Annotated in this window: 24 protein-coding genes and 3 pseudogenes; 11 read left to right on the top strand and 16 right to left on the bottom strand. The window is 58.8% G+C overall.

Annotation, left to right across the window (positions count from 1 at the left end; all coding sequences use genetic code 11):
* Positions 1-36: 36 nt before the first annotated feature.
* The 12 genes from VDP61_RS08255 to VDP61_RS08200 all read right to left on the bottom strand — a co-directional run bounded on the left by VDP61_RS08255 (position 37) and on the right by VDP61_RS08200 (position 9,791).
* On the bottom strand, positions 37-1,323 hold the full coding sequence (locus VDP61_RS08255; RefSeq protein WP_323006457.1) for an NnrS family protein: 1,287 nt from the start codon (positions 1,321-1,323) through the stop codon (positions 37-39).
* Positions 1,320-2,069 (bottom strand): ABC transporter ATP-binding protein, encoded by a 750-nt coding sequence (locus VDP61_RS08250; protein WP_323006456.1) that lies wholly within the window; start codon positions 2,067-2,069, stop codon positions 1,320-1,322. The genes VDP61_RS08255 and VDP61_RS08250 overlap by 4 nt, the downstream gene beginning before the upstream one ends.
* Positions 2,066-2,917: an ABC transporter permease gene (locus VDP61_RS08245; RefSeq protein ID WP_323006455.1), complete on the bottom strand. Its 852-nt coding sequence runs from the start codon at positions 2,915-2,917 to the stop codon at positions 2,066-2,068. The genes VDP61_RS08250 and VDP61_RS08245 overlap by 4 nt, the downstream gene beginning before the upstream one ends.
* Before the next feature lie 65 nt (positions 2,918-2,982).
* Positions 2,983-3,981: an ABC transporter substrate-binding protein gene (locus tag VDP61_RS08240; RefSeq protein WP_323006454.1), complete on the bottom strand. Its 999-nt coding sequence runs from the start codon at positions 3,979-3,981 to the stop codon at positions 2,983-2,985.
* Positions 3,982-4,033: 52 nt separating this feature from the next.
* Complete coding sequence (locus VDP61_RS08235; protein ID WP_323006453.1) at positions 4,034-4,465, bottom strand: hypothetical protein; 432 nt, start codon at positions 4,463-4,465, stop codon at positions 4,034-4,036.
* A 15-nt stretch (positions 4,466-4,480) separates the two neighbouring features.
* Positions 4,481-4,603: a hypothetical protein gene (locus tag VDP61_RS08230; protein WP_323006452.1), complete on the bottom strand. Its 123-nt coding sequence runs from the start codon at positions 4,601-4,603 to the stop codon at positions 4,481-4,483.
* A 438-nt stretch (positions 4,604-5,041) separates the two neighbouring features.
* Complete coding sequence (locus tag VDP61_RS08225; protein WP_323006451.1) at positions 5,042-5,860, bottom strand: TonB family protein; 819 nt, start codon at positions 5,858-5,860, stop codon at positions 5,042-5,044.
* Positions 5,857-6,243 (bottom strand): ExbD/TolR family protein, encoded by a 387-nt coding sequence (locus VDP61_RS08220; protein WP_323006450.1) that lies wholly within the window; start codon positions 6,241-6,243, stop codon positions 5,857-5,859. The genes VDP61_RS08225 and VDP61_RS08220 overlap by 4 nt, the downstream gene beginning before the upstream one ends.
* Before the next feature lie 3 nt (positions 6,244-6,246).
* The gene (locus tag VDP61_RS08215) at positions 6,247-6,618 is read right to left on the bottom strand and encodes a biopolymer transporter ExbD (RefSeq protein ID WP_323006449.1); all 372 of its coding nucleotides are present in this window, start codon (positions 6,616-6,618) and stop codon (positions 6,247-6,249) included.
* Complete coding sequence (locus tag VDP61_RS08210; protein WP_323006448.1) at positions 6,611-7,276, bottom strand: MotA/TolQ/ExbB proton channel family protein; 666 nt, start codon at positions 7,274-7,276, stop codon at positions 6,611-6,613. The genes VDP61_RS08215 and VDP61_RS08210 overlap by 8 nt, the downstream gene beginning before the upstream one ends.
* Positions 7,273-7,698: a hypothetical protein gene (locus VDP61_RS08205; RefSeq protein WP_323006447.1), complete on the bottom strand. Its 426-nt coding sequence runs from the start codon at positions 7,696-7,698 to the stop codon at positions 7,273-7,275. The genes VDP61_RS08210 and VDP61_RS08205 overlap by 4 nt, the downstream gene beginning before the upstream one ends.
* Positions 7,692-9,791 (bottom strand): TonB-dependent receptor domain-containing protein, encoded by a 2,100-nt coding sequence (locus VDP61_RS08200; RefSeq protein ID WP_323006446.1) that lies wholly within the window; start codon positions 9,789-9,791, stop codon positions 7,692-7,694. The genes VDP61_RS08205 and VDP61_RS08200 overlap by 7 nt, the downstream gene beginning before the upstream one ends.
* 234 nt (positions 9,792-10,025) lie before the next feature.
* Here VDP61_RS08200 and VDP61_RS08195 point away from each other — a divergent pair, with 234 nt between their 5' ends.
* From VDP61_RS08195 to VDP61_RS08180, 4 genes are read left to right on the top strand one after another with little or no spacing between them, the layout of a single operon-like run.
* Complete coding sequence (locus tag VDP61_RS08195) at positions 10,026-11,060, top strand: hemin-degrading factor (protein WP_323006445.1); 1,035 nt, start codon at positions 10,026-10,028, stop codon at positions 11,058-11,060.
* Entirely contained in the window at positions 11,009-11,923 is a 915-nt protein-coding gene (locus VDP61_RS08190; protein ID WP_323006444.1) for a heme/hemin ABC transporter substrate-binding protein, read from the top strand. The genes VDP61_RS08195 and VDP61_RS08190 overlap by 52 nt, the downstream gene beginning before the upstream one ends.
* A 1-nt stretch (position 11,924) precedes the next feature.
* A complete protein-coding gene (locus VDP61_RS08185) occupies positions 11,925-12,971 on the top strand; it encodes an iron ABC transporter permease (protein WP_323006443.1) in 1,047 nt (348 codons plus the stop codon).
* A complete protein-coding gene (locus tag VDP61_RS08180; RefSeq protein WP_323006442.1) occupies positions 12,971-13,747 on the top strand; it encodes a heme ABC transporter ATP-binding protein in 777 nt (258 codons plus the stop codon). Before VDP61_RS08185 ends, VDP61_RS08180 begins: the two co-directional genes overlap by 1 nt.
* On the opposite strand, the gene VDP61_RS08175 is transcribed toward VDP61_RS08180, so the two are convergent.
* Both VDP61_RS08175 and VDP61_RS08170 read right to left on the bottom strand, forming a co-directional pair.
* Positions 13,744-13,860 carry a hypothetical protein gene (locus VDP61_RS08175; protein WP_323006554.1) on the bottom strand — a complete coding sequence of 39 codons (117 nt, stop codon included), beginning with the start codon at positions 13,858-13,860 and terminating at the stop codon, positions 13,744-13,746. The two genes, VDP61_RS08180 and VDP61_RS08175, sit on opposite strands and share 4 nt — an antisense overlap.
* The gene (locus VDP61_RS08170; protein WP_323006553.1) at positions 13,839-14,297 is read right to left on the bottom strand and encodes a DUF1513 domain-containing protein; all 459 of its coding nucleotides are present in this window, start codon (positions 14,295-14,297) and stop codon (positions 13,839-13,841) included. Before VDP61_RS08170 ends, VDP61_RS08175 begins: the two co-directional genes overlap by 22 nt.
* Positions 14,298-14,370: 73 nt before the next feature.
* Between VDP61_RS08170 and VDP61_RS08165 the strand changes: the two are divergent.
* The 5 genes and pseudogenes from VDP61_RS08165 to VDP61_RS08145 all read left to right on the top strand — a co-directional run.
* A pseudogene (locus tag VDP61_RS08165) lies at positions 14,371-14,840 on the top strand (transposase); the annotation flags it as partial.
* 664 nt (positions 14,841-15,504) lie between these two features.
* Positions 15,505-16,262 (top strand): IS5 family transposase gene (locus VDP61_RS08160; protein WP_323006441.1). Its coding sequence is split into 2 segments (ribosomal slippage): positions 15,505-15,841 and positions 15,841-16,262, totalling 759 coding nucleotides; the frame shifts between segments, so codons are not numbered across the junction.
* Positions 16,263-16,499: 237 nt separating this feature from the next.
* A complete protein-coding gene (locus VDP61_RS08155) occupies positions 16,500-17,387 on the top strand; it encodes a sce7726 family protein (protein ID WP_323006440.1) in 888 nt (295 codons plus the stop codon).
* Between the two features lie 9 nt (positions 17,388-17,396).
* Positions 17,397-18,338: a sce7725 family protein gene (locus VDP61_RS08150; RefSeq protein ID WP_323006439.1), complete on the top strand. Its 942-nt coding sequence runs from the start codon at positions 17,397-17,399 to the stop codon at positions 18,336-18,338.
* 1,076 nt (positions 18,339-19,414) lie between these two features.
* Positions 19,415-20,101: an RES family NAD+ phosphorylase gene (locus tag VDP61_RS08145; RefSeq protein WP_323006438.1), complete on the top strand. Its 687-nt coding sequence runs from the start codon at positions 19,415-19,417 to the stop codon at positions 20,099-20,101.
* Positions 20,102-20,648: 547 nt separating this feature from the next.
* Here the strand turns inward: VDP61_RS08145 and istB are convergent.
* Positions 20,649-21,407: an IS21-like element helper ATPase IstB gene (gene istB, locus VDP61_RS08140; RefSeq protein WP_323006437.1), complete on the bottom strand. Its 759-nt coding sequence runs from the start codon at positions 21,405-21,407 to the stop codon at positions 20,649-20,651.
* Positions 21,404-22,892: pseudogene (gene istA / locus VDP61_RS08135) on the bottom strand (IS21 family transposase). The gene istB and the pseudogene istA overlap by 4 nt, the downstream one beginning before the upstream one ends.
* 42 nt (positions 22,893-22,934) lie before the next feature.
* Between istA and tnpB the strand changes: the two are divergent.
* Both tnpB and tnpC read left to right on the top strand, forming a co-directional pair.
* Positions 22,935-23,231: an IS66 family insertion sequence element accessory protein TnpB gene (gene tnpB / locus VDP61_RS08130; protein ID WP_323006436.1), complete on the top strand. Its 297-nt coding sequence runs from the start codon at positions 22,935-22,937 to the stop codon at positions 23,229-23,231.
* A 222-nt stretch (positions 23,232-23,453) separates the two neighbouring features.
* Positions 23,454-24,984 (top strand): annotated as a pseudogene (gene tnpC, locus VDP61_RS08125) (IS66 family transposase).
* Positions 24,985-25,003 lie beyond the last annotated feature (19 nt).

Here is a 25,003-nt window from a genome sequence, read left to right as displayed (position 1 = left end):
GGCCTGTGCTTTGTGGTGCCAGCATCAGCGCCGCCCCTATTCGGCGGCGGCGACATTTGGCAAAGGGGCCACGCGCGGCGCCTGTGGTACGATCGGTGTGACGGCTTGGGGAACCGAAACGCCCGACACATAGCGCCAAAAGACGGAAAGCCAGATCAGATAGCCCCCCGCCCAAGCCAATGATGCAAGCCCGTGCAGCGGGCCGGGAATGGCTACGCCAAGGTCGGGTGCCAGACGCATAACGACCGCCAGCGCCAAAACCAGCGCACCCAGCCGCACAGGCCGGCTTAGCCCCAGCGGGCGATTGGTATGCATCAGCCCTGCGATACAAAACACCGCATAAACCCCCAACCCCAAGCCCCCCATGAAGGCGGCATGCAGCCCGGTCACCTCTGACCAAGGGGCACCAAGCGCTGCGGCACCTGTCATCAGCAGGCCCGCCCCCGCGAACGCACCAGACCCCGCCAGCAAAAGAACCTCGGCGCGAAAGGCCTCACGGCCAATGAAGGCCTCGGCCACGCGATCCATAAAGGCGGCCCCCGCAGCCAGCAGCAGATAGCCATTGACAGCCGGTGACAGGTTCCCCATCTGGCCCGCAATCTGGCCGCCCATCGCAATCAACACCATGCCGGGTGCAAGGTTCATCCGGCCGGGATGGGGCCGAAAGCGCGAGCTGCTCTCGGACGGGTCAAGCACAAGGTTGGTCACCGGCACGGTAATCCGCGCCAACGCAAGCCCAAGCAGGCCCAGAAAGGCAAAGCCCACCAGATGCACCCAAGCCTGCGCCGCCGCAGGATCATCCACCAAAAAGTGATACCGCGTGGCGGCGGTGCAAACGGCCAGAAGCGCCAGCCAACACACGAACGTCAGCAACCGGTCGCTACGCTTTGCCCATGACAGCCGCAACATATAGACGATCAGCCCCCCCATCCAGGCCAGATCAGCAAGCGCGCCCATGGCACTCATCCCGTCCCAGCCAAGAAAACCGATCATGCGGCCCAGCGCCCAAAGGGCGGCAAGCAGCCAAAGCGGTCGGCCGCGCAGCGGCTCGGTATCGGTCCATTCCGGTGCGGCGGTGGTCAGAAACCCGATCAATGCAGCCCCGAAGGCCCCGATCAGCATTTCATGTGCATGCCACAGCGACGGCGGCACGCTGCGCGCCAACGGCAGATCAAACCCCATCGCCAACACCCAAAACAGCGGAAAAACCGCCGCATAAAGTGCTGCCAACGGAAAAAACAGGCGAAAGCCTTCGTCAGCAAGTATCCCAGGCAGCTGCGTGGCGCGGGGCCGTTCAGGCCCCAAAATGGCAGCAATGATCATGCGATTTGCCTTTCGTCAACGTCATGGATGTGGCGAAACAGCGGGTCGCGGCCAAGGGCTGCATTGACCCAATCTTGCACCATGGTTTCGCTGCGCGCACCGGGGGCACCCGGCACCACGCGGTGCCCCCGCACGCCCGCGCCATGCGTATCAAGCACCGCCACGCGATGCGCGATCCGGGCGGCCTCGAACAGGTCATGGGTGATGAACAATCCCGAAAGCCTGCCGCTGGCACAGGTTTCAATCACCAGATCCTGCATCCGGCGACGCAGTGCCACATCAAGCGCGGTAAACGGCTCGTCAAAAAACAGGAAATCCGGGCGCACTGCCAGGGCGCGGGCAATGGCAACGCGTTGCCGCATCCCACCCGACAGCTCAACCGGATATTTCGCAAGATCGCCCGGTTCCAGCGCAGCGGCGGCGGCGGCCTGTGCAATGCGGGCCGGACGCTCGGCCCGTGGCACCCGTGCAAGGCGCAGCGAGAAGCCGATGTTGCCTGCCGCCGTTGCCCAAGGCAGCAGCGCGGGATCCTGAAAAATCATCGCATGGCGGTGATAGCCCGCCACCACATGCCCTGATTTCGGCGTCATCAACCCAGCCGCGACATGGGCAAGCGTGGATTTGCCGCAGCCTGACGGGCCGACCAGCGCCACGATTTCCCCAGTGCCAACCGTCAGGTCAACGCGCTTGAGCACGGAACGACCCAGATAGGCATATTCCAACCCCGTTATCTGCAAAGCAGTCATCGTTTCACCCCCCACGGCTGTGCGGCGCGTCGCCAACGCTCAATCTCTCCCTTGACCGGATGCACCAGCGTATATTCCACCGTAATCAGCAGCCCTACCGCAATCAGCACCCACGCCAGCGCGGTTGCGATATCCAGATTGATCCGCGCATTGGCCAGCGCCCCGCCGATACCACCGGCATTGGCCAAAAGCTCGGCCATCACCGCGACTTTGAACGAGGTGCCAAGTGCAAGCACCAGCGCGGGGAACAATGTCGTTGTCGTCTGGCGCAAGCCCACCGTTAAAAACCGCCGCAGCGGCCCGGCGCCAAACGCCTCGGCCATGCGATCCAAGCCGCGGTCACGCGTGGCAATCCCTTGCGCTGCCCCCAGAAAGACAACGGGAAGGGCCGAGACGACGATCACCATGCGCACCGTAGCGTCAGAGCCGCCAAACCAGATCATCGCCAGCACGATCCACGCAATCGGCGGCACCCCCATCAGCACTGTGATCAAGGGCTGCACAAGGCGCATCGTGGCGGGTGAATACCCCGCGATCAGCCCCAATGCGATGCCAATCACGCTGACCAAAGCAAAGCCCGTCACCGCGCGCTGCAACGTCACCCCCGCCACCGTCCAGGCCGAAGGATCACCCGTCAAACGCCAGACGGCGGCGATCGTATCTTGGGGGGAAGTCAGGATGAACGGGCCGTAAGCCTCATGCCCCGCCTGCCAGACCGCTGCCAGCAAGAACAGCCCAGCCAAACCGGCCCAGCCGGACCACAGAAAATCCAGCACGCGCCCGGCACGTTCGGTCAGGCGGGCTGTAATCGGGCGGGCTGTGATCGGCGGTCTAAGAATGGTCGTCATGGCTGGCACTTTCTCGCTGGCATTTTCGGGCAGAATGGGCCGGGCGGCAAACCCGGCCCGAAAGGTCAAAGATAAAAACTGTCATCCGGCAGTTTGCCATTTATGGCGGCCATATCGGTGCCGGTCATGGCGGCCAGCATCCGCTCAATATCCGCGCGGGCCTCACCGGCCGCGCGCGCGACAAGGTTGGAATGGGGCACTGACGCGGCCAAAAGCGGCGCGGGCATTCCCAGCACCTTTGCCGCATTGCCCGCGGCAGTGGCAGGATCAGCCAGAACCTCATCATTCGCGGCCTTTAACGCCGCCAGAAGTGCGGGAATTGCGTCATTATGTTCGGTCAGGAACGCCCCGGTAATCGCCAAACCCGCCTGCGGCAAGACAGCGGCCGCCCCCGTCATTTCACCCCAGGCAGCCTGAAGGTCGATGGCGCGGCGAACCTGCTTGCCCGCCTGCTGCCCCGCAATCACAGCAGCAGTGGTCGATGGCTCGGCCGTCAAAGCCGCATCAACCCGCCCCGCCAGCAAAAGCTGCATCGCCTCGATCGGCGTGCCGGCATAGCTGATCTCTAGATCCGTTTCGGGGTTCAGGCCATGATGGGCCAAAAGCTGGCCAAACAGGATTTCAGGTGTATCGCCACGGAACGGAACAGCAACGCGAAGGCCCTTTAGATCAGGCATCGCAGTGATGCCATCATTGGCCGTGGCAACATACAGCAGCCCGTTTGTCATCACGTTGGCCAGCCGGATCGGGAAGCCGCGATTGTAAAGGTTTGCCGCCGCCTGCACCGGCACAACCGACAAAAGAATGCTGCCCGAGGTCAGCCCCGCCCGCAGCTCATCGGGCGTGCGCCATGCCGTCATACTGGCGGTATCTGCGATATCGGCAAAACGGTTCGTCGCCACCGCATGCGCCAATGTCACCGACGGCCCGGCGGGCGGCCCGTAAAGCGCCAGCGTTTCAATGCGTGACTGTGCCCGCAACAGGCCGGGGGCTGCGAGCATCGGCAAAGTGGCAAGCGCCCGAAACAAAACGGTGCGGCGGTCAGGTCCAAGAGGCGAGGTCATAACAAATTCCTTTTATGATGCGGTTTTTCCGTGCGAACAGTGCCAATGGTTTTCAGGCCAGCCCCTCGCGCAACGCCGATCCAAAAAGGATCGGCACTGCCGTAGGAATGGTGTAAAGTTTCAACGCGCCCGCCAACCCAAGCGCGCCCAGCGGCATGAAGCCCAGCGCCGTGCCAAACCCCCAATGAATTGCCATCATCACCGACACGGCCAATGGCCAAAACGCCAGCCGCCAAAGAGCCCTTGGCAGCAAAGCGGAAATCACGGCAAAAGCCAGCGCGGCGGGCCACCAGGCAATCGCCAGCATCGCCAGACCGGCCCCCGTAATCAGCGCAGAAAACCTCGGATCAAACGGCCAAAGACCACCCGAAACCGTGGCCAGAGCAATCGCCGCCACCAGCAGACAGATCAGCGCCAGCAGGTGCAGGCCAAATCGCAAAGCCTTGGCCGTTTGTTTGCTATTTGTGGTTGTCGTGCGTTCCACCTGCCAGCCCTCTGTTTACATCAGCAAATCAGCGATGGCTGGAACCGGGCCATCATCATCAAGGCCGATCCATTGCAGGCGCAGCGCCCCACCCCGGCCGGGAAAGGCTGCAAGCGCGGCCAGAAATGCGGTCTTCATAGGTGCTTCCTTATTGAAAGTCGGTTGGGTTTTACTGAACCGGATCGGCCCAGCACAAAAAGCGCGGGCGTGGCGATGTTGGGCAAAAATCAAATGACACAAAACGGGCTGCTTGGGGTGTCGGTGTGCATCACGATTCGTCCTCTTGCCTTTATTTCCTACTGTTTAAGTCAGAAATATACTGCGAGCAATATAAACCTAGTTAAACACTCAGGTTTCAGCGAGGGCAAAAATGACCAATGCTGATCAGCGCCGCCAAAACAGCAGGATGATATATTCAAGCCAAATCATAGTGTTGAACCCAAAATAACCAGAACGATTGCAGGGCAGATCTGTGTTGCGACCTGCAATCTGTGGCTGCATCCGATCCGACAGGCGAACAGCGGCAAACCGTCGCGCCCAATGACAAAAAAGCATAATGCCAACAGCGCCGACAGCTCAGTTCTTTCCTATGAATTCAAACGCAAAATTCCGTTTGGCTGAGGGCGGCGGCGCGGGGAATGGGGCGGCGCGGCGGATGTGATCTAATGCCACCTGATCAAGCCTTGCATCGCCAGAAGATTTCGCGATGCGCGCAGATTGCAATGTGCCGTTTCCCGATACTGAAAAACTGACAACCACGCGCCCTTTCGCCGGGGATTTCGCTTTGCGAGTTCTGGAAATCTTGCGCAACACAGACGAGGCATAGCTTGCCGCAGCTTTGCCCCCATCGCCCTGCTGGTCTGCGGCCTTGCCCTTGGCAACGGCGGATTTTCCGGCGATCTGACCAGACACACCCCCTTTTGTCCGGTTCTGATCTGAATTCCCGACCGCTTGCGGCTTGGGCTTGGGCGCTGGCTTTGTCTTTTGGGGTCGCGGTTCTGGACGCACCGGAACCGCCTCGGGCACGAGCACGGGGCTGATGGTCGCGTGCGTTTCGGGTTTGGTAGTATTTTGCGGGGCGGGTCGGGGCGTTTTCGCTGGCTCAACCGGCCGCGCGACCGCAACCACGGGCTGCGCTTCCATGGCAGACACCTCTAGCGGGGCCAAAGGCGTTGCTAGCGCTTTGGGCGAGATGATTGGCGCCACAGGTGCCGCCGCCCCCCCCGCTGCCATATCGGCAAAACTATCCCCAAGCAGCGGGATCGCCTGCCCGCCACCCGCGCTGAGGTCCGGCACAGCGCCTTTGGAAAGTGCCAGATGCCCCACAACTGCGGCATGAAGCGTGCCAGAAAGCGCAATCGTCGCCGTAGCAAAGACCAATTTGCGAAGGCTCATTCTGTCGTCCTTTCCGTCATCAGCCGCACCTCACGCGCGCCCGCTTGCCGCAAGGCCCGTGCCACGGCGATAAGCTGTTTGGCGGGCAGATCGCGGTCTGGCATCACCCGCGCAATACCTGCGGCATCGGCGGGCAGCGCCGCGACAAATGCCGCAGCGTCCATTGGCCCGTGTTGCGAAAGCGTCTGTCCCGTTGCGTCGATCACCAATATATTGGGGGGAATGGCGGCCTTGTTCCCCGCGACTTGCACCAAGCGTACTTCGGTTGGCACAGGCGGCGCGATGGTGCCTGCAACCAGAAAGAAAATCAGCATCAGAAAAACCACATTGATCAGGGTGATCGTCGGTTCCGGCTTTTTGCGTTGGAAACGGGGGGCGCGCATCTGCTAGCCCAACACATGCAGTTGCGCGCCGGCCAGCCCTTGCAGGGCCGTCAGCACATCGGCCAAACGCTGCGCGGTCACGCCGGGCTGCGGGCTGATAAGAACGATGGGGGTTGGGGACAGCGCGGCAATGGCGGTTGCGACCTGACCCAGCGGGATTGACGCGCCATTGACCGACACATCATCAACCGCCAACCGCAGGAAAATCGGGGCTTCGGCAATCGTACCCCCTGCCCCACCCACGCTGAGTGCCAAGTCACCCGTGCGGGTGAAGGTGGTTGTCAGCATGAAAAACAGCAGCAGCAGAAAGATCACGTCGATCAGTGATGTCAGCGACAAGGCCCGCCGCCGCAGAGGGGCTGCGCGGCTAGGCATGGGCCAACCGCTCCACGGGATGCGCCGTGGTGTTTGCCTGCGGCAAGGCGGGGCCGCACAGGGTTTCAACCATCGCCTCGGCCAGCCGCCGCTGTGCCGCCACCCGCGCCTCAAACCATGTCAGGATCAGGGAAACCGGCATCGCAATCGCCAACCCAACTGCCGTGGTCAAGAGCGCAACCCAGATGCCCCCCGCCAAAATCGACGGATCGACCGAGGCCCCCGCGCCTTGCAAGGCCTGAAACGCCTCGATCATCCCCAAAACAGTGCCGAACAGCCCCATCAGCGGCGCGATCTGGACAATCGCATCCAAGGCGCGAAAGCCCGACTCCAACCGCACCATCAGCGCTTCGGTTTCCGCATAGAGCCTGTCGCGCAGATCGGGCGAAGGCGCGGCCATCGCCTGCGCGGCCAGTTGCCCTAGCGCGCTTGGCGATCTGGCCAAGCTGGCGCGGGCGGCCGGTTGTTGGCCCGCATCCCACAGGGCCAAAGCCTCGCGCAGCATGGTATCACGGCCAAGCCCCTGAAACTGCCACAGTTTCCACAGCACCAGCGCCCCCGCCAGCACCGAGAGCGCCAGCAACAGCCCCACAACCCACCCCCCAAGCGCGATAAACCCTTGCACTGCGATGGCGGTTTGATGCAGCCAATTTGTCATCCTGATACCTCTGTTCCCGCGACGCGTGATGTCACCGCAAGCCCTTTCATACAGGCGCCGGGGTCCACCCCCTCGCCCGTGCAGGTGTTGGCCGCGTTGATCAACAGTTGGGCCACACTGTCACAGGCCACGCCCGGCAGATCAAACTGGCGCACTCGCTTGCGCCCCTGTGGCAGGTCTTGGAAATCCAGCAAGGTCAGGCGGTCAACCTGTCCCTGAGCGTTCAGCACGACCACCTCGAACACCACGGCTGACAGATCCGCCCCCAGCTTGTTTTCGGCCAGAAAGCTGAGGCGGCAGGCCATGCCGGTTGTGGCACCCAGATCCTCGGCGGTGTTCAACTCGACAGCCAAGGATTGCAAGGATTGCGCGGCGGCAGGCCCCGCAATCAGCACACAAAACGCCGCGACCCGCATCACCATGAAAAGCTCTTTCCGATAGACAGTTTCGCGCTGCGTCCGGGGGCGGCATCCAGTGACAGATTGTTGCGATAATCAGCATCAAAGACATTGGTCAGCGATAGGTTCAAATCCAGCCCCGCCAAAACCCCATCCTGCGGCTTCCACGTCACGAAAACATCATGCGAGTCATAGGCAGCCCCCGATGTTGTGGCGGATGACGTTGTGATCTTGTCGAAATAGGCCGCACGCCAACCGATGGTCAGGTTCTGGTCGGGCAGCTTTGCCCCCAGTGTCAGCGCCACGTTTTCGGCCGGCGTATCGGCCAGCGTTAGCCCGGTGCTGCGGTCTTTGCTGCGGACATTGGAATAGGCAAGCTGGGCAAACCATCGGTCGGCATCATAATCGGCCTCAACCTCCACCCCCCACAGCTTGGCCGCCGCGATATTGCTGAAATACGGCACCGCCGCGCCACCCGCCACGCGCGGGGTTGTGGCGATCATGTTGGTGACATCGTTGTGAAACGCCGTTGCCTTCAACTGCAACCTGTCATCTGCTGCAAACAGGCCAGTGCGTTGATAGGTAAAGCCCAATTCGATCGTATCGGCGCTTTCCTTGGCAAGGTTCAGACTTGGCGTGCGCGCCGGCAGGCTGCTTGCCGCTTCGGATGAATACAGCTCATCCATGGTTGGCATCCGTTCGGTGCGGGCAACCGAGCCAAAGACAGACCAGCTATCATTCACCTTATACATCACAGCCAGTTTTGGCGAAATCGCGCTGTCTTTTTGCGCCGCGCCCCCTGCCGCGATTGCCGCTGCACTGGGGGTCACATCACCAAAATCCACCCGCACGCCGGGGATCAGGGTCAGCCGGTCATTCCAGACAAATTCACCCTGCACATAGGCGCCCAGCTTGTTATCCTTGCCTTCGGGATGAAAGGCCAGCGGCCCGGCGATAGAGGACGCGCTGCGGGTTTGCTGCGAGACTTGCACACCAAAGGTCAGAAAATTCTCCCACGCGCCCGCCGACAGATCGGCAGTGTTTTCCAACCGCAGGCTGGTGGTCTTATACCCATAAGCGCTGTCACACAGAACAATAGACCGCCCCGGCGCGCACATGGACCCGAACGAGAAGTTGTCTTTTTCAACCCGTGTATTGGTAAAGGACAAGGCGGCGCTGACATCCCAGAACGTGCTGTCACTGACCGGGTTTTTCCACGTCAGCGCGACAGTATCATCAATCGTATGCACATCTGCCGTGCCAAAGCCCGCCACAGCCGCGCCGCCCGTTTGGGCCACCACAGTATCATCCAGATCGCTATCGGTGCGCGACATGGACAGGGTCAACGATTGTTCCTCGCCCAAGGCCCAAGTGCCCTTCAGCAGCCCCGACACATTTTCATGCGCGGTGCCGGGCAATACCTTGCCAGCACCGTCCTTGACATCCTTGCCGGTGCTGTAATTCAGCGCCCCCAAATACGCAGCCCCGCCCTGTTTGGTCGCAAAGATCAGGCTTTGCTTGCTGCCATTTCCATTGCTGTCATAGGCCGATTTGAACCGCAGGGTCGTCGTCTTGTCCTCGGGGATAAAGTCGCTGGCGTCCTTGGTGGTAAAGGCCACCGCGCCGCCAATCGCGCCCGAGCCGTAAAGCGTGGAGGACGCAGGCCCACGCAGCACCTCGACCCGCTTGAACAGCTCCAGATCGCCAAAGAAAGACCCCATGCGGTATTGCTCAAAGAATTTGGGCGCGCCGTCTACAGTCACAATAATCCGGCTTTCGGATGCCGTTTGTTCGGAATTGCCGATGCCGCGAATGTTGAACGCCTGCCCCAATGGCCGCGCAGAAGCACCGGCACCTTGCACCCCCGGCACGGTTTTGAACAGCTCGGTCAGGGTTTCGGGCTGGTCACGGTCCAAATCCTCTTGCTCCACCAAGGTTACGGCCTGCGGTGTGTCCATCGCCACTTTTGGCTGGCCAGCGCCAAGAATGATCCGCCCCAGCAGCGGCACCTCATTGGCCGTTTGCGCGGCCAGGGGGCCAGCGGCCAAGGCGGCAATGGTAACGGATGCCATCAGGCGGGCAGACATGGATATACGGTAAGTGCGATGTGCAAGCATGGGCGTCCCTTGACGTGTTATCTGCGAAAGGGGGCTGGCCTGCGGCCCAAGACAGGGGCGGCATCATGCTGGCGGGCAGAGCGTTTTCATTTTCTGACTTGATCTGTCAGGAAAAGGCTTTTAGGTAAGCTGACAATAACTGTCAAGTATTACAGTTTTGAAAAACCGCTCCAGCCACCGCCTTTCTGCGGCCGCCAGACACAGCCCCCCTTTGACATAGAGAGGACCGCCGCGATGGCCATCCAACCCGCAGACCTGCGCGCATTGCGCATCGAAAACCCCACAGCCCGCGCCCGTGATTTCGCCCATGCTCATGGTATAACCGAGGCCGATCTGGTCGCCGCCCATGTCGGCCATGGCGCCACCGCGATCAACGCCACATTGGACCGTTTGATGCCCCTGATCGAAGGTTTGGGCGATGTCATGGCGCTGACCCGCAACGACTCTGCCGTGCATGAACGACGCGGGGTTTACGCGCCCTATCACGGCGGCGCCCATGCCCAAATGATCGTGGGTCCGGAAATTGATATGCGGATGTTCCCGAAACATTGGGTCTTCGGTTTTGCCATGGATGAAACGGGGCCAGATGGCCGCAAATGCAGCCTGCAAATTTTTGACGCGGCGGGTGATGCTGTGCATAAAATCCACCTGAAACCCGAATGTGATTTTGCAGCTTTTGATGCGCTGGTTGCGACCCTGCGCCTGCCCGACCAGTTGCAGACCTTGACGCTTGCACCCCGCGCGCCTGTTGAGGGGCCAAAGGGCGATGCGGCCCGCGCCGATGCCCTGCGCGCCGATTGGGACGCCATGACGGATACACATCAGTTCTTTTCGATGACAAATCGCCATAAAATGAACCGCCTTGGCGCATATCATGTTATCGGCGCGCCGCATGTGCAACGGCTGGACGTGTCGGCCGTGACACAAACCCTGACCACCTGCGCCACCAAGGCCATTCCGGTGATGATTTTCGTCGGCAATGCGGGCTGCATTCAAATCCACGGCGGTCTGATCGAAAAAATCGTGCCGATGGGGCCGTGGATCAACGTCATGGACCCGCGTTTCAACCTGCATCTGCGCGCCGATCACATTGCCGAGGCCTACTGCGTATCCAAGCCCACCAAGCGCGGAACCGTCCACAGTGTTGAGGCATTTGACAAAGACGGCGCGCTGATCTTGCAAATCTTTGGCTATCGCAAAGATGCCGCCCCCGATGCGTGGGACGCGATGACGGCACGCTTGCCCCGATTGGTGGAGGAAATGGCGTGATCCGGCCCAGCCTTGCCAGCCTGCACCTTGGCCTGATCGCGGGTCTTGGGGTGGCGGCGCTTGCCACCTTTGCCCTTGCCGACACCCCGAAACCCCGCATCGTCTCTTTGGGCGGTTCAGTCACGGAAACAGTTGTCGCGCTTGGCGCGGGGGATTTGCTGGTTGGGCGGGATTCGACCTCGAACTACCCCGAAAGCGTTTTGGCCCTGCCCGATGTCGGCTATATCCGCGCGCTTTCGCCCGAAGGGGTGTTGTCGCTGACGCCGGATCTGATCTTATCCGAGGAAGGCGCGGGGCCGGTGGAGGCGGTGGCGGTATTGCAGGCGGGCGGCATTCCCTTTGTCACCATGCCCGGTAGCTTTAGCGCCCAAGGGGTGCTGGACAAAATCACCTCCGTCGCAGCCGCGCTGAACCTTGAGGCAGAAGGCGCAGCCCTTGCCGATAAAACCGCAGCGGGCTTTGCCAAGGCCGCCACGCGCGCCGATGCCGTGACCGCCCCGCAATCGGTATTGTTTGTGATATCGCTGCAGGGTGGCCGTGTGATGGCAGGGGGCGAAGGCTCATCGGCGGCTGGCATCATCGCGCTTGCGGGCGGGGTGAATGCGGTATCAGGCTTTGAAGGCTATAAGCAGATCACGGATGAGGCGGTGATCGCCGCCGCCCCCGATGTGATTTTGATGATGGATCGCGGTGGCGATCTGGCACTTTCGGCCGAAGATGTGCAGGCCACGCCCGCGCTTGCCGCAACGCCTGCCGCCAAGGCCGGGCGCATCATCCGGATGGACGGGATGCTACTGCTGGGCTTTGGCCCGCGCACGCCCAATGCGGCACTGGCATTGAACGCCGCGCTTTACGGGGGCTGACATGGTTATGCTGGCCGAAACGGTGGATGTGCAAGACCGGTCGCTCCGCGCGGCGCGTGTGACGCAAGGGCTGGCCTTGGCTCTGGTTGTGGCCGGGCTGGCCTCAATCGGGTCGGGGGCGACGGGGGTGTCGCTCTTCGATATGCTGGATGGTTTGACTGCGCGTGAAGCGTTAATTCTATGGGATATTCGCCTGCCCCGCTTGGCAATGGGCGCATTGGTGGGTGCTGCGCTGGCAGTGTCGGGGGCGTTGATGCAAGGGCTGTTTCGCAACCCGCTGGCGGATCCGGGGATTGTGGGAGTAGGGGCCGGTGCTGGCCTTGGCGCGGTGCTGGCGATTGTGCTGGGTGGGCTGCTGCCTGCAACCCTCAGCGCATGGATCGGCCCGCAACTGGTGCCGTTTGCAGCGTTTCTGGGCGGCTGGGCGGCGACCCTTGCACTGTATCGTTTGGCCAGCCGCGGCGGCAGCGTATCGGTGGCCACGATGCTATTGGCAGGCATCGCGCTTGGCGCCTTGGCCGGGGCTGTGACGGGCGTGCTGGTTTATATGGCCGATGACCGCCAGTTGCGCGACCTTACCTTTTGGGGCATGGGGTCGCTGGCGGGCGCAAGCTGGGCCAAGATCACGGCCAGCTTGCCCTTGATCGTGCCGGTTCTGGCGCTTTCGCCGCTGCTGGCACGCGGGCTGAACGCGCTGGCCCTGGGCGAGGCGCAGGCCCGCCATATCGGCATTGATACCGAGCGTTTGAAACGCATCACGATTCTGGGGGTGGCCGCCAGCGCCGGGGCGGCCGTGGCGATTGCGGGCGGCATCGGCTTTATCGGCATCGTCGTGCCGCATCTATTAAGGTTGGCAACCGGGCCGAACCACCGCTTTTTGCTGCCCAATGCGGCCCTGTTGGGGGCAAGCCTGCTGGTGCTTGCCGATATCTTTGCCCGCACGCTTTTGGCCCCGGCCGAGCTGCCCATTGGCATTGTCACCGCCCTTGTCGGCGCGCCGGTGTTCTTATGGATATTGCTGCAACGGCGCGGTATCGGGGGGATGTGATGCTGGAAATAAGCGATCTTTGCGTTTCACTCGCAGGAAGTCGGGTCTTGCATAGCATCTCCTTAACCGCGCAGCCGGGGCAAATCACGGCCATCGTTGGGCCGAACGGGTCGGGCAAGACAACCCTGCTGCGCGCTATAACCGGCGATGCCCCATTTCACGGTCACGCCCACCTGAACGGGTTAGACGTGGCGCAGGCAAAGCCGTGGCAACTGGCTGCCATCCGCGCCGTATTGGCCCAAGCGACCCAGCTTGCCTTTCCCTTTACCGTGGCCGAGGTGGTGCGCCTTGGCCTGCAGTCAAGCGTGATGGATGCCCAAACCGACCTGCCTGCGCGCGCCTTGGCTATGGTCGGGCTGGCATCCTATACCAACCGCGCCTTCCAGGACCTATCGGGAGGCGAACAGCAACGCGCCCATCTTGCCCGCGTTTTGGTGCAAGTGTGGCAACCGTTGGGGCCAGACGGCCCGCGCTGGCTGTTTCTGGATGAGCCGGTGTCCAGCCTTGATATCGGGCATCAACTGATGGTGATGGGCATCGCACGGCGTTTTGCCGATGCGGGGGGCGGAGTGGTGGCGGTGATGCATGATCTGAACCTGACCGCGATGTTCGCCGACCAGATGGCGCTGCTGCACAGCGGCCGCCTTGCAGCATTTGGCAACCCGCATCAGGTGATGACGGACGGCACCTTGTCTACGGCCTATGGCTGCCCCGTGCGCGTGAACGCCACCCCGGATAATGGCCCGTGGCTGGTGCCGCAAGCGATGCCGGTTTAGAAGGCGATAAGGTGGTTATCCCATGCCGCAGGGGGCTGTTCCAGCAAGGCCAAATCCTGATCCGGCCGCCATGTCACGCCTTGCCCATCGGTCACGACAAACCCCGCCCCCATCGCCGCCACGCCGGACAGATCCGCGCGGTTATGGCTGGCAATCGGGCGGCCTGTATCATCCACACCACCCGCGCCGATGTCACAGCAATCCGCCCCGCAGTGGCCGCAATCGACCCGGCATGGCCTTTCATCGCATCCGCAGCCGGGCAAAGCCGCGCCGCCTGCCCCGGTTGCCACAGACCCAACAGCGGCACAGGCTCGGCGGGGTCACCCTCCGATTGCATGGCAAAGGCGGTGCGGTCAGGCAACAGCGCAAGGTGACAGATCAAGTTTTGGTGGTATTCTGCCGCCAATTTCATCTGACCCACAATCACGCCATCTGCCAATACCGTCAGGTTCGGGCGCATGGTATCAACGTTCAGTTTGGTTCGGTCGCTCGGGTCGGTCACGATGCCCCCATTGACCACAACCAAGCAGCCATCGCTCAACAGCTTGATATCATGCGGTAATGCCGCCGAAACCCCACCCCCATCCGGTGAAAATCACGTGCATCCCACAGGCCAGGGGGTAATCCCCCCAAAAGTAAGGGGCTGGGCGTCTTCGTTGCGGGAAGTGAAGGCGCGGATGCGACCGTTGTTCACGCAGGAGCGTGTGGCGGCATCAGCAGGACAGTTTCTAGATGGCTTGCTGGGGGACGAAAGACGCAAGACGGGATGGATGCGTGCGGAAGCGGCGGGCGATCTCGGCCCTTGGCGGCAACAGGCGATCCTGGGACGCGGATTTCTTTGCGCGACATCATGCGTGATTACGCGCTTGAGACGCTGGCCGATCCCGATGCCGTTCTCGTGCTTGATGAGACCGGTTTTCTCAAGCAGGGCAAGGCATCCTGCGGGGTCGGTCGGCAGTATACAGGTTCGGCCGGCAAGATCACCAATTGCCAGATCGGTGTGTTCGCATCCTATGTCTCCCGGCATGGTCATGCCATCATTGATCGGGCGCTCTATCTGCCAAAGGGCTGGGCGGATGCCCGCGACGACCTGCCCCCGCTGGACCCGACAGACGCCGCGCAAAGCCGGGTTTGGCGCATTGAAGTTCGCGCAGGCAAAAAGCAGCTCAAAGACCGTTGGCAGGTCAGGACTTGGGCTGAGCTCGATGCCCTCTTTGGCGATATCGTGGCCGAGGCATTTCAAAAGGTCCGCTATTGCGACCCGCACCCGACCGACACCAACCGCGCCCGCTGGCCCAATGCCGCAATCTGGGACTTGGCGCAGTTTGAGGCGCAAGGCGATCTGGACGAAATGCGCAGCCATGTTGACCCCGACAAGGTGAAATACGTTCACCGCCAAGAGCATATCCGCCTGATGATGGCCCAAGTGATTGGCAACACCACCACGTTAGCGGCGCTGGAAGGGGTGCAGGAGTCCGATCTACCCGATTATGTCAGCGGACTGGCCGACCGCATGGCAATGGCCCTCAGCGACGACCCTGAGCGGGCAGGCTTAAAACTGGAAGCCGCAAGGGCTAGGTATCGGTTTATTGAGGCGTGAAGAGTGGAATGCGGACTTTCTCTAAGGGTGCAAAGTCGTTTGGCAATATGCGAGCAAGCTGGCATTCGAATTTTCTTTGAAAAACTAGGGCTTGTTGAGATTCAGGATTCACAATTTGGCTGACTTCTGATTCACTCCTTCAAAAAAGGAGGTTTGGATGTTGAGCGAGCGTTTTGTTATCAACGATACCCAGTGGGCTTTGATGGAGCCGCATTGTTTTGGCAAAAAAGGTGACCCCGGTCGCACGGGTGGGGACAGTCGCGTTTTCATGGAGGCGGTTTTGTGGATTGCCCGAACCGGTGCCCCGTGGCGTGATCTTCCAGCTGAATTTGGCAACTGGAACACCATTTTCAAACGCTTCCGACATTGGGTCAAAGCCGATGTTTTCAAACGGATATTTGACGCCGTGTCGGGTGATCCAGACATGGAATGCGTCATGATTGATGGCACAATCTGCAAGGTTCACCGCCACGGACAGGGCGCAAAAGGGGGACTCAAAGCCAGGCTATAGGGCGATCTCGCGGTGGAATTACCACAAAAATTCTGGGCCTGACTGATGCGCTCGGCAATCTGGTTTCATTTCGTCTGATGCCGGGGCAAGTCCATGATCTGCGCGAAACGGCGGAGATCATTGAGGGTATTTCCTGCAAAATGTTCCTTGCGGATCGCGCATTTGACGCCAACTGGCTGCGCGAAACCCTGAGTGTTTCAGGAATTATTCCGGTCATCCCGCCAAAATCCAACCGAAAATTCCCGCCAGAGTTCGACAACCATAGTTACAAATGGCGGCATCTGATTGAGAACTACTTTCAAAAACTGAAGGAATTCAAACGTATAGCCCTGCGGGCCTGTAAAACAGACCAGAGCTTCGCTTCAATAATCTATCTGGCCGCCGCTATCATCAACTCTCGATGAATCTCAACAGGCCCTAGGTCTAGGGATAAATTCTGCTCACGACAATCTTTTATTTATAATCAATGCATTACATCTATCTATGCGTTGCTGTGGGTTGCAAGGAAGGGATAGGCTGCGTAGAGGGCGCTCAAACATCTTCAATCCCTCAGCGCAGGCCTTCAAAACAGGCATTCACAAGGCTACCTTTGGGCTGAACGCTTTTGAAAGATATTCGCTTAAAGAAATGCGACAAAGAAAATGACAAAACAGGCAACAGTATCCGCAGCTCTATCTAGGCTGTTTTCGGCTGGAGTATTCCATGAACTAGCTAGCGTTGGTCGTTCGCCGCTGTTTGCTAGACTTGTTGAACAATCTGAGCTGGGAGCCATTGCTGGGAGCGCGCTGACTGTTGGTGAAGTGTTTAACGAAGCATTCGAACGCTTACGGAAAACCAACCTTCGAAACGAATATGTGTATCGAGCCGCGTTGGTGCGCAACATCCTAATGGGAACACACTCTCTCAAGACGGCAAGTATGCTAACAGAATTCAGAGCTGGAAAAAGCAAGGCGGATTTGATCATCCTGAACGGAACGGCAACTGTTTATGAGATCAAGTCCGAACGGGATACGCTCTCACGATTGGAAAAGCAGGTAACAGACTACCAGAAGGTATTCGCTAAAATCTATGTGATTGCTGGCGCAGATCACGTCGAAGGCATTTCTGATTTGGTACCCGATAGAGTTGGGGTGATGTGTCTGAGACGATGGAACAGAATTAGCACTATTCGCGAGGCTATCGATTGCCCCCACTTGGTTGAGGCTGCTGCTGTGCTTGGTTCGCTTCGTTCAAATGAGGCCGCTTCGATCCTGAAGGCGCTCGACATCAAAGTACCCGATGTCCCAAATACAAGATTGCGCTCAGCGTTATTGACTGAATTTGAAGCTCTTGATCCGACTTTGTTGCATCGGACTATGGTGAGCGTACTAAAAAAAACACGCGACATGTCTTCACTTAATGATTTTGTCGGAAGCTTACCGTTCTCATTGCAAGCCGCAGCTCTTACGTACAAGATCAAGCAAGGCCAGCAGCATAACATTCTTGCCGCCGTTTCTTCACCTATGGATGTAGCACTGACTTGGAAGTAGGGAAATCTAATGTACTATCCATATTTTAGAGGCAAGCAATTCGAATTGATTGCTATTCGGGACACAGCTGAATTGATGGCCGGAGCAGGATTTACGCCAATTATTGAGCCAGTGAAAGCGCAATTAAAGGGGCTACAGCGCGCATTGGATGCGGTTTGTACCGCTGGCGGTACCGTAATCGTGGTCGTAAACCCTGAATATGGCGACCACGCAGACGATGGAGAAAAAATATCAACGCTCTTGAGAGATGAATATCTTGAGTTAGAAAACGTGTACGCAGGACTTTTGTTAACAGAAACCACGAGCTTGGGCGACGCGGTCAAACTTTACAACAACCACAAAGAACACCAACCAGTCTTTATTCATGCTGGGTTCATGGATGCAAAAGCGCTTGCCGAGAAAATTGGCGATAAGCTTGAGAAAACACGCCATGTCTTTTTTGAACAAAACTGCAAAAAACTTTATCGAAAACACTTTGATGGGGCGCATCGCGTCCTGTTGCGGGATGGCTTTACGAAACGGCGCAACGCGGATCATTTATCTATTCCTATCGAAGTATTTTCAGATTTACATATCACCTATACTGATGAAGGCATGGATGGATTTGGCGACTTCCTAACCGTAGGTTCCGAATTCACTGAGGGCGGCGGTCCAGCCTATGCCGTCGCTATCCACCTCACGTTTATTGACGCTGCTAAGGACGACGAGATGTATATCCATCACTTCGTTTCTGATAGCAAAGATACGCCCACTGACCCTGCTGGAAAGTTTGCCGAAGCATTACTAAAACTTAGAATAACGTACGATACAGGCAAATCTGGATTATTCCTTGGAAAGGCGTTGACCCAATTTCTTGAGTTGCAAGAAAAGGAACACTTTCCGGGGTTAGGGCAAGCTAAGAAGCTTTCGATGATCCATCATATTGAGACCATCAACAATTTTTTGCATTGAGGAAAAGCCGTGCCACGTAAATGCTGCCCGAACTGTTTCGGGGACAGAGGGCTGAGAAATAACATTTTCCCTACCCTCTCCCTAACTGAAGGCAGTTGCGGCTATTGCGGACTTCATAGCAAGAGCCTAGGGCCTGTTGGGTTTATCAGAGCGGTTTATGATAGCGGGCGGCCAGATAGATTATTGAAGCGAAGCTCTGGTCTGTTTTACAGGCCCGCAGGGCTATACGTTTGAATTCCTTCAGTTTTTGGAAAGGAGTTCTCAATCAGATGCCGCCATTTTGTAACTATGGTTGTCGAACTCTGGCGGGAATTTTCGGCGGGATTTTGGCGGGATGCACCCGGGATATTCCCGAAAACACCCCAGGGTTTCGCGCAGCCAGTTGGCGTCAAATGCGCGATCCGCAAGGGACATTTTGCAGGAAATACCCTCAATGATCTCCGCCGTTTCGCGCAGATCATGGACTTGCCCCGGCATCAGACGAAATGAAACCAGATTGCCGAGCGCATCAGTCAGGCCCAGAATTTTGTGGGGACTCCACCGCGAAATCGCCCTATAGCCTGGCTCTTCGAACCCCCCCTTTTGCGCCCTGTCCGTGGCGGTGAACCTTGCAGATTGTGCCATCAATCATGACGCATTGATTTGACACCCGACACGGCGTCAAATACCGCTAGAAAACCGCTTACCCATGTCGGAAGCGTTTAAAATGGTGTTCCAGTTCCAAATCACTGGAAGATCACGCCACGGGGCACCGGTTCGGGCAATCCACAAACCGCCTCCATCGCGACTTCCCCACCCTCGACCGTCCCCTTTTTTCCCATCCCCTCCCCCTTCTTTCCCCCCCTCCACCTCCTTTAAGATAATTATTCATTTCCCATCCTACAACCCTACTACCTCCAATTCCTTTCCACACTACAAGAGGACATACCGCAAACACAATATTAATGCTATTAGGATTGTTTATCAAATATTTACCCGCTGCCAACCACTCTTAGCTCTGACATTCTTGATGACGGCGAAATAATCAAGAGAAGGGCCTTCAAACCACTCAAGCCCCCAATGCAACTGAATCTACTGTGGTTGCAAACTGGGAAACTCTTAGAGACGAGCTTCGTTACAAAAATCGATATTTTTTAGATGAAGAGCTTAAGCACGACCGCTTAAGAGAATTGCTCGACTACCTTATATCCGATCCTCTGCCCACTGAATGGTTCCGTGCGCGCATAATGGCGAATGATACCATTTTCGAGCTTGGAGAAATGGGCGCCCCTCCAAAGGGCGTAGCTTCGCATGGGAGAGCTAACCCATCTGGAATTCCCTACCTGTATGTCGCATCAACGCCGCAAACAGCCGTAGCCGAGGTGAGGCCACATACTGGCGAGCAAGCAAGTGTTGCAACTGTTCGTATCCCAAAGGACACTAAAGTTGTCGATCTAAGAAATCCGAAGAAGCTGGTTTCACCCTTTCTTTTGGCGGAAACGAGTGATGTGGCCAAACTGAGAGCAGATGTTCCGTTTTTGGCGAAGCTTGGGGAAGAACTGACTAGGCCCATCTTACCAAGAAGCGCCGCTATCGACTATGTTCCCAGCCAGTTTCTTTGCGAGTTTATCAAGAAGCAGGGTTTCGCTGGGGTCCTCTACAGCAGTTCCGTAAGCGACGGCATTAACCTTGCTCTATTCAATGTCGATAGTGCCGAAAGGTTGAGCGTTAGGAAGTTCCTGATCGACAAAGTTTCGGTGGATATCTCGGAAGTTGATGCATAGAAAACGAGCCGTTTTACGCACCAAGGTGCATTGCAGCGCCAGAGACTTCGCAAATGTCCTCGGGCCGCAAGCTGCGCTTCGCTCCAGAAATGGCAAGGGCCTAGAGTTACATTTACATCACACCCCATTTTACGCCCTTGCCTGCTTCCACAGTGCTTCCACGGCTGGATTTGGAACGCCAAAAACCTCGCGTGTGTTAATTGCCACTGAGAATTGACCCGGCATTTTCACCGAGATCTGACCCACCTAGTTGAGAGGTGGTCGCGGGAATTCGGACCAGTTGTTAAGATGGATTTCTTAATGAGCGAGATGATCCAGAATGACGAAGAGAAAGAACCACGCGCCCGAGTTTAAGGCCAAGGTTGCGCTTGTGTCAACGGCAGAGTAAAAGTGAGCCAAAGGGCAGCGCAAAATGTTGCCACTTTGGGGTTGCAAGATTGCCGGTTAGGCGTGCGCCAGCATCCGGGCGACCGCGCTTATCACAGAGCTGGCGGTTGCCCGGATGCTTTGGCCCGTGAGGGCCAACTGCTTTCGATGTGCGTGTGGGTTAAGCCTTGTCTTGTCGCGCCTTGCTCTGGCCCAAGCGATAGCTTTCGCCGTTCATCTCAAGGATGTTCACATGGTGGGTCAGGCGGTCGAGAAGTGCGCCGGTGAGGCGTTCTGACCCGAAGGTTTCGGTCCATTCGTCAAATGGCAGATTGCTGGTGATCAAAGTTGCGCCGCGTTCATAGCGTTGCGAGATCAGCTCGAACAGCAGCTCAGCGCCAGTTTTGCTGAGCGGCACGAAGCCCAATTCATCGATTATCAGCAGCTTGTGGCCGACCATTTGCTTTTGAAGCCGCAGCAATCGGCGCTCATCGCGTGCTTCCATCAATTCGTGGACGAGTGCTGCGGCGGTTACAAAGCCGACAGACAGGCCTTTCTGGCAGGCGGACAGGCCAAGACCGAGGGCAATGTGGGTTTTGCCGGTGCCCGATGGGCCAAGGGCGATGACATTCTCGCGTCGCTCGATCCATTCGCAGCGTGCCAATTCAAGCACCTGCATCTTGTTCAAGGCCGGGATTGCCTTGAAGTCAAAGCTATCAAGGCTTTTGACGGCCGGGAACTTCGCCGCCTTGATCCTGCGCTCGATCATCCGGCGTTCCCGGTCGATCATCTCCAGCTCAATGAGGCGTGCGAGAAACTGAACATGGTCCAGCCCTTCCGCCGCTGCCTGCTTGGCCAGTTTGCCGTATTCCCGCAGAACGGTCGGCAGCCGCAGCGATTTAAGGCGGTGGTTCAACAGGATTTGGGGCGCGTCGCTCATGCTGCCTGCCCCTGCTTCATTAGGGACATGTAGCTGGCCGCCGATGTCGTGCCCACATTAGCCTTTGGCAGAAAAGGGTAGACATCCAGATCCAATTTGGGCGGTCGCCTCTCGACCTGACACAACACGAGGTGTTTGACGGCATCGAACCCGATCGCCCCCATACGAAGTGCATTTTTGACGGCAACCTGCAGGTCTGCCATCTCGAATGTCTCCAACAAGCGCAAGACCTGCACATACTCGCGCCGACCCGCCTTTATCATCCTGGCCTCCATCAGGCGGCGCAGGGTCGCAAACTCTGCCGGCGAATCCCAACTGGCCAAAGGGGCTGCCTGATCAAGGGCCCCCACTTTTTGCTCCAGCAAGGGCAGATAATGGACGGGGTCGAAGACCATGTCTTCGCGATCCCAGCATCTGGGGTGGCGGGCGATAACATCACCGCCACAGCCAATGACCACCAGATCGACATAACCGCGAAGCCAGACGTCACGATGACCATAGGCAACCGGCACCGAGTAGTCGTTGGTCTTGTAGCGCACCAAGGACTGCGAGTTCACCTGACCGGTGGCCTGATCGCAGGCGTCAAACGGTGATGCGGGCAGATCCATCATGGCCTCAAGATCACGCGCCAAGCGCTGCCCGATTGTCTCGGCATGACCGCGCAAACATCTGATTGGCGCTTGCGGCATTGCTCTTCCAGCCAAAGATTGAACGCTGCCCACGTCGCAAAATGAGGAATGGGCACCATGAAGTTGCGCCGCGCGTATCCGACCAAGCCCTCGACAGCGCCTTTATCGTTCCCCTTGCCCGGGCGACCATAGCGATCATGGATGAAGTAATGCGACAGGAACCCGCTAAACAGTTTGGTCCGCTTGCGCGACCCGTCCGGCAGGATCTTCGCGACCAAGCATCGGTCATTGTCATAAGAAACCGACTGCGGAACCCGTCCGAAGAATCCAAAAGCATGGACGTGACCGTCAACCCAAGCTTCAGACACCGCCGCAGGATAAGCCCGCACAAAGCAGGCGTCACTGTGGGGGAGATCAAGTGCGAAGAAATACGCCTTCTGCTCAACACCGCCGATCACAACCATTGCTTCGCCAAAATCAGCTTGGGCGTGGCCGGGGGAATGCGCCAGCGGCACAAACATCTCCCGACTGCGGCGCCCATGTTCCCGGACATAGTTCTTGACCGTCGAATAGCCCCCTTGGAATTGATGCTCATCCCGCAGACGCTCAAAAATGCGCTTGGCGGTATGGCGCTGCTTCCGGTTCCGGCTGAGATCGTCCTCAGCCACTGATCAATGAAGCCGGTGAACCCGTCCAGCTTGGGCCGCTTGATCTGCGCCGTTCGCTGATAACCGGGCGGCACCGAAAACATCATCATCTTCTTAACGCTTGCACGAGATATACCGAAATGGCCTGCTGCCACCCGTTCGCTCATACCGCCCCGACGCGCGAGGCGGACCTTCAAATATAAATCCACGACTAAAATCTCCCGCCCTCCCTGCAAACAGAAAGGGCCAAAGTGGCAACATTTTACGCTGCCCGCAGCGAGATTATCACGCCACTTCCGTGGCTCACTTTTGCATTGCCGTTCTCAGTCTCGACGCAGCCTGTCGACTTCAGGAAAGGCCATGATGGCCTGGCAGCAATTGTGTCGTCTGTGCTACGCAAGGATCCGTTCACCGGCACGGTCTTTGTGTTCCGCTCGCGTAAGGCGGACAGGTTGAAGCTGCTCTTCTGGGATGGCACTGGCTTGGTGATGGCCTACAAGCGGCTGGAGGATGCGACATTCACTTGGCCCGCGATCAAGGATGGGTGATGGCGCTGAACCACGCCCAGTTCGAGGCGCTGTTTGCGGGTCTCGACTGGCGCAAAGTAAAGGCATTGGAGGCACGCCCGCCAGCTGCGGCAGAGTAAATCAACCGCTTGGTTTGGCGTGTTTTTGCGGGGGTTTTTATGGTAGCTTCAGCCCATGCAAACCGCACCCGTCATCGACCTTTCCGCCATCCCGGCCGCGCAACGCGCGGCGGTGCTGGCGTTGATGGAAACGGTGGCGACACTGACAGAAATCACCCGTCGGCAAGAGCATCTCATCGCCGAGCTGAACCACGCCCTGCATGGCAAGCGGTCAGAAAAGCTGTCTGAAGATGAACGCCAGCTGGCGTTCGAAGACCTGTCCATCGCCTTGGCCGAGGTTGAGACAGAAAAGAAAACGCGGGCCGCCAAGGCGGACAACGGGACGACCAAGCCTACGCCCAAGCGCACCATCGGCAACCTGCCAGCCGCGCTGCCGCGGATCGAAGAGATCGTTGAGCCCGCCAGCCTGATCTGCCCCTGTGGCTGCGGTGTCATGCACAAGATCGGCGAAGACCGCAGCGAGCGGCTGGACATCGTGCCGGCGCAGTTGCGCGTCATCGTGACCGTGCGGCCGAAGTATGCCTGCCGGACCTACACCGACGGGGTGACCCAAGCCCCAGCACCCAGCCATCTGATCATGGGCGGCCTGCCGACCGAGGCCACCATCGCCCATGTGCTGGTCAGCAAATATGCGGACCATCTTCCCTTGTATCGCCAGAGCCAGATCATGGCACGGGCGGGCCTCGATCTGCACCGCGCCGTGCTGGCCGACTGGGTCGGCAAGGCTGCGTTCCACCTGAAACCCATCGTTGACCGGCTGGCCGACCACCTGAAGCGGTCATCCAAACTGTTCATGGACGAGACAACAGCCCCGGTGCTGGACCCGGGGCGCGGTGTGACAAAGACCGGATATCTCTGGGCGCTCGCCCGTGATGACAGGCCGTGGGGCGGCGAGGACCCGCCCGGCGTCGTCTACTTCTATGCCCCCGGCCGCGCGGGCGAGAATGCCGAAACCTTCCTCACCGGCTTCGATGGCATCCTGCAGATCGATGGTTACACCGGCTACAACCGCCTGACCAAACCCGCGCGCAAGGGAGGTGCGCCCATTCGGGTGGCGCACTGCTGGGCGCATGCCCGACGCAAACTCAAGGAGGTCTTCGATCGCGACGGATCGGAGATCGCCGCCGAGGGTCTGCGCCGCATCGCTGAGTTCTATGCCGTCGAGGCCGACATCCGCGGCGTCTCGCAAGGCCAGCGCCTATCTGCCCGCCAAGCCCGCACCGCGCCGTTGGTGGCCGCATTCGGTGACTGGCTGCAGACCCATCGCCGCAAGATCTCCGCAAAATCCCGCCTGGGCGAAAAGCTGACCTACATCCATAACCACTGGGACGGGCTGCAAACCTTCCTGCAGGACGGCAGCGTGGAGATTGACTCCAACAGGGTTGAAAACCTGATCCGCCCGATAGCCCTTAATCGCAAAAACGCGCTCTTCGCCCCCTCTCGGGATTTTGGCCTTGCCAAAACCCTGCCGGGCAACGGGGCATGACGAAGGCGGCATCGCCTGGGGCCGCATCGCCTCGCTCATCGAGACCTGCAAGATTAACGGCATCGAGCCCTTTGCCTATCTCAAGGCAACCCTGACCGCGATTGCCAACGGCCACCCACAAAGCCGCCTAGACGACCTGCTGCCGTGGAACTTCACGCCGCCAAGATAAGGTGACAGTGCTACCCAGC

The sequence above is a fragment of the Pseudorhodobacter sp. genome (assembly GCF_034675685.1).
Classification (GTDB): domain Bacteria; phylum Pseudomonadota; class Alphaproteobacteria; order Rhodobacterales; family Rhodobacteraceae; genus Pseudorhodobacter.
This window is presented reverse-complemented; position numbering and strand designations above follow the sequence as displayed.

Bases quoted from the DNA above. Each gene is read 5' to 3' on its own strand.
- VDP61_RS08230 (WP_323006452.1), bottom strand. From the start codon at position 4,603: ATGAAGACCGCATTTCTGGCCGCGCTTGCAGCCTTTCCCGGCCGGGGT.
- VDP61_RS08210 (WP_323006448.1), bottom strand. From the start codon at position 7,276: ATGACAAATTGGCTGCATCAAACCGCCATCGCAGTGCAAGGGTTTATC.
- VDP61_RS08205 (WP_323006447.1), bottom strand. From the start codon at position 7,698: ATGGTGATGCGGGTCGCGGCGTTTTGTGTGCTGATTGCGGGGCCTGCC.
- VDP61_RS08225 (WP_323006451.1), bottom strand. From the start codon at position 5,860: ATGAGCCTTCGCAAATTGGTCTTTGCTACGGCGACGATTGCGCTTTCT.
- VDP61_RS08180 (WP_323006442.1), top strand. From the start codon at position 12,971: ATGCTGGAAATAAGCGATCTTTGCGTTTCACTCGCAGGAAGTCGGGTC.
- VDP61_RS08150 (WP_323006439.1), top strand. From the start codon at position 17,397: ATGTACTATCCATATTTTAGAGGCAAGCAATTCGAATTGATTGCTATT.
- VDP61_RS08255 (WP_323006457.1), bottom strand. From the start codon at position 1,323: ATGATCATTGCTGCCATTTTGGGGCCTGAACGGCCCCGCGCCACGCAG.
- VDP61_RS08175 (WP_323006554.1), bottom strand. From the start codon at position 13,860: ATGGGGGCGGGGTTTGTCGTGACCGATGGGCAAGGCGTGACATGGCGG.
- istB (WP_323006437.1), bottom strand. From the start codon at position 21,407: ATGAGCGACGCGCCCCAAATCCTGTTGAACCACCGCCTTAAATCGCTG.
- VDP61_RS08155 (WP_323006440.1), top strand. From the start codon at position 16,500: ATGACAAAACAGGCAACAGTATCCGCAGCTCTATCTAGGCTGTTTTCG.
- VDP61_RS08220 (WP_323006450.1), bottom strand. From the start codon at position 6,243: ATGCGCGCCCCCCGTTTCCAACGCAAAAAGCCGGAACCGACGATCACC.
- VDP61_RS08200 (WP_323006446.1), bottom strand. From the start codon at position 9,791: ATGCTTGCACATCGCACTTACCGTATATCCATGTCTGCCCGCCTGATG.
- VDP61_RS08185 (WP_323006443.1), top strand. From the start codon at position 11,925: ATGGTTATGCTGGCCGAAACGGTGGATGTGCAAGACCGGTCGCTCCGC.
- VDP61_RS08250 (WP_323006456.1), bottom strand. From the start codon at position 2,069: ATGACTGCTTTGCAGATAACGGGGTTGGAATATGCCTATCTGGGTCGT.
- VDP61_RS08240 (WP_323006454.1), bottom strand. From the start codon at position 3,981: ATGACCTCGCCTCTTGGACCTGACCGCCGCACCGTTTTGTTTCGGGCG.
- VDP61_RS08195 (WP_323006445.1), top strand. From the start codon at position 10,026: ATGGCCATCCAACCCGCAGACCTGCGCGCATTGCGCATCGAAAACCCC.
- VDP61_RS08215 (WP_323006449.1), bottom strand. From the start codon at position 6,618: ATGCCTAGCCGCGCAGCCCCTCTGCGGCGGCGGGCCTTGTCGCTGACA.
- VDP61_RS08245 (WP_323006455.1), bottom strand. From the start codon at position 2,917: ATGACGACCATTCTTAGACCGCCGATCACAGCCCGCCCGATTACAGCC.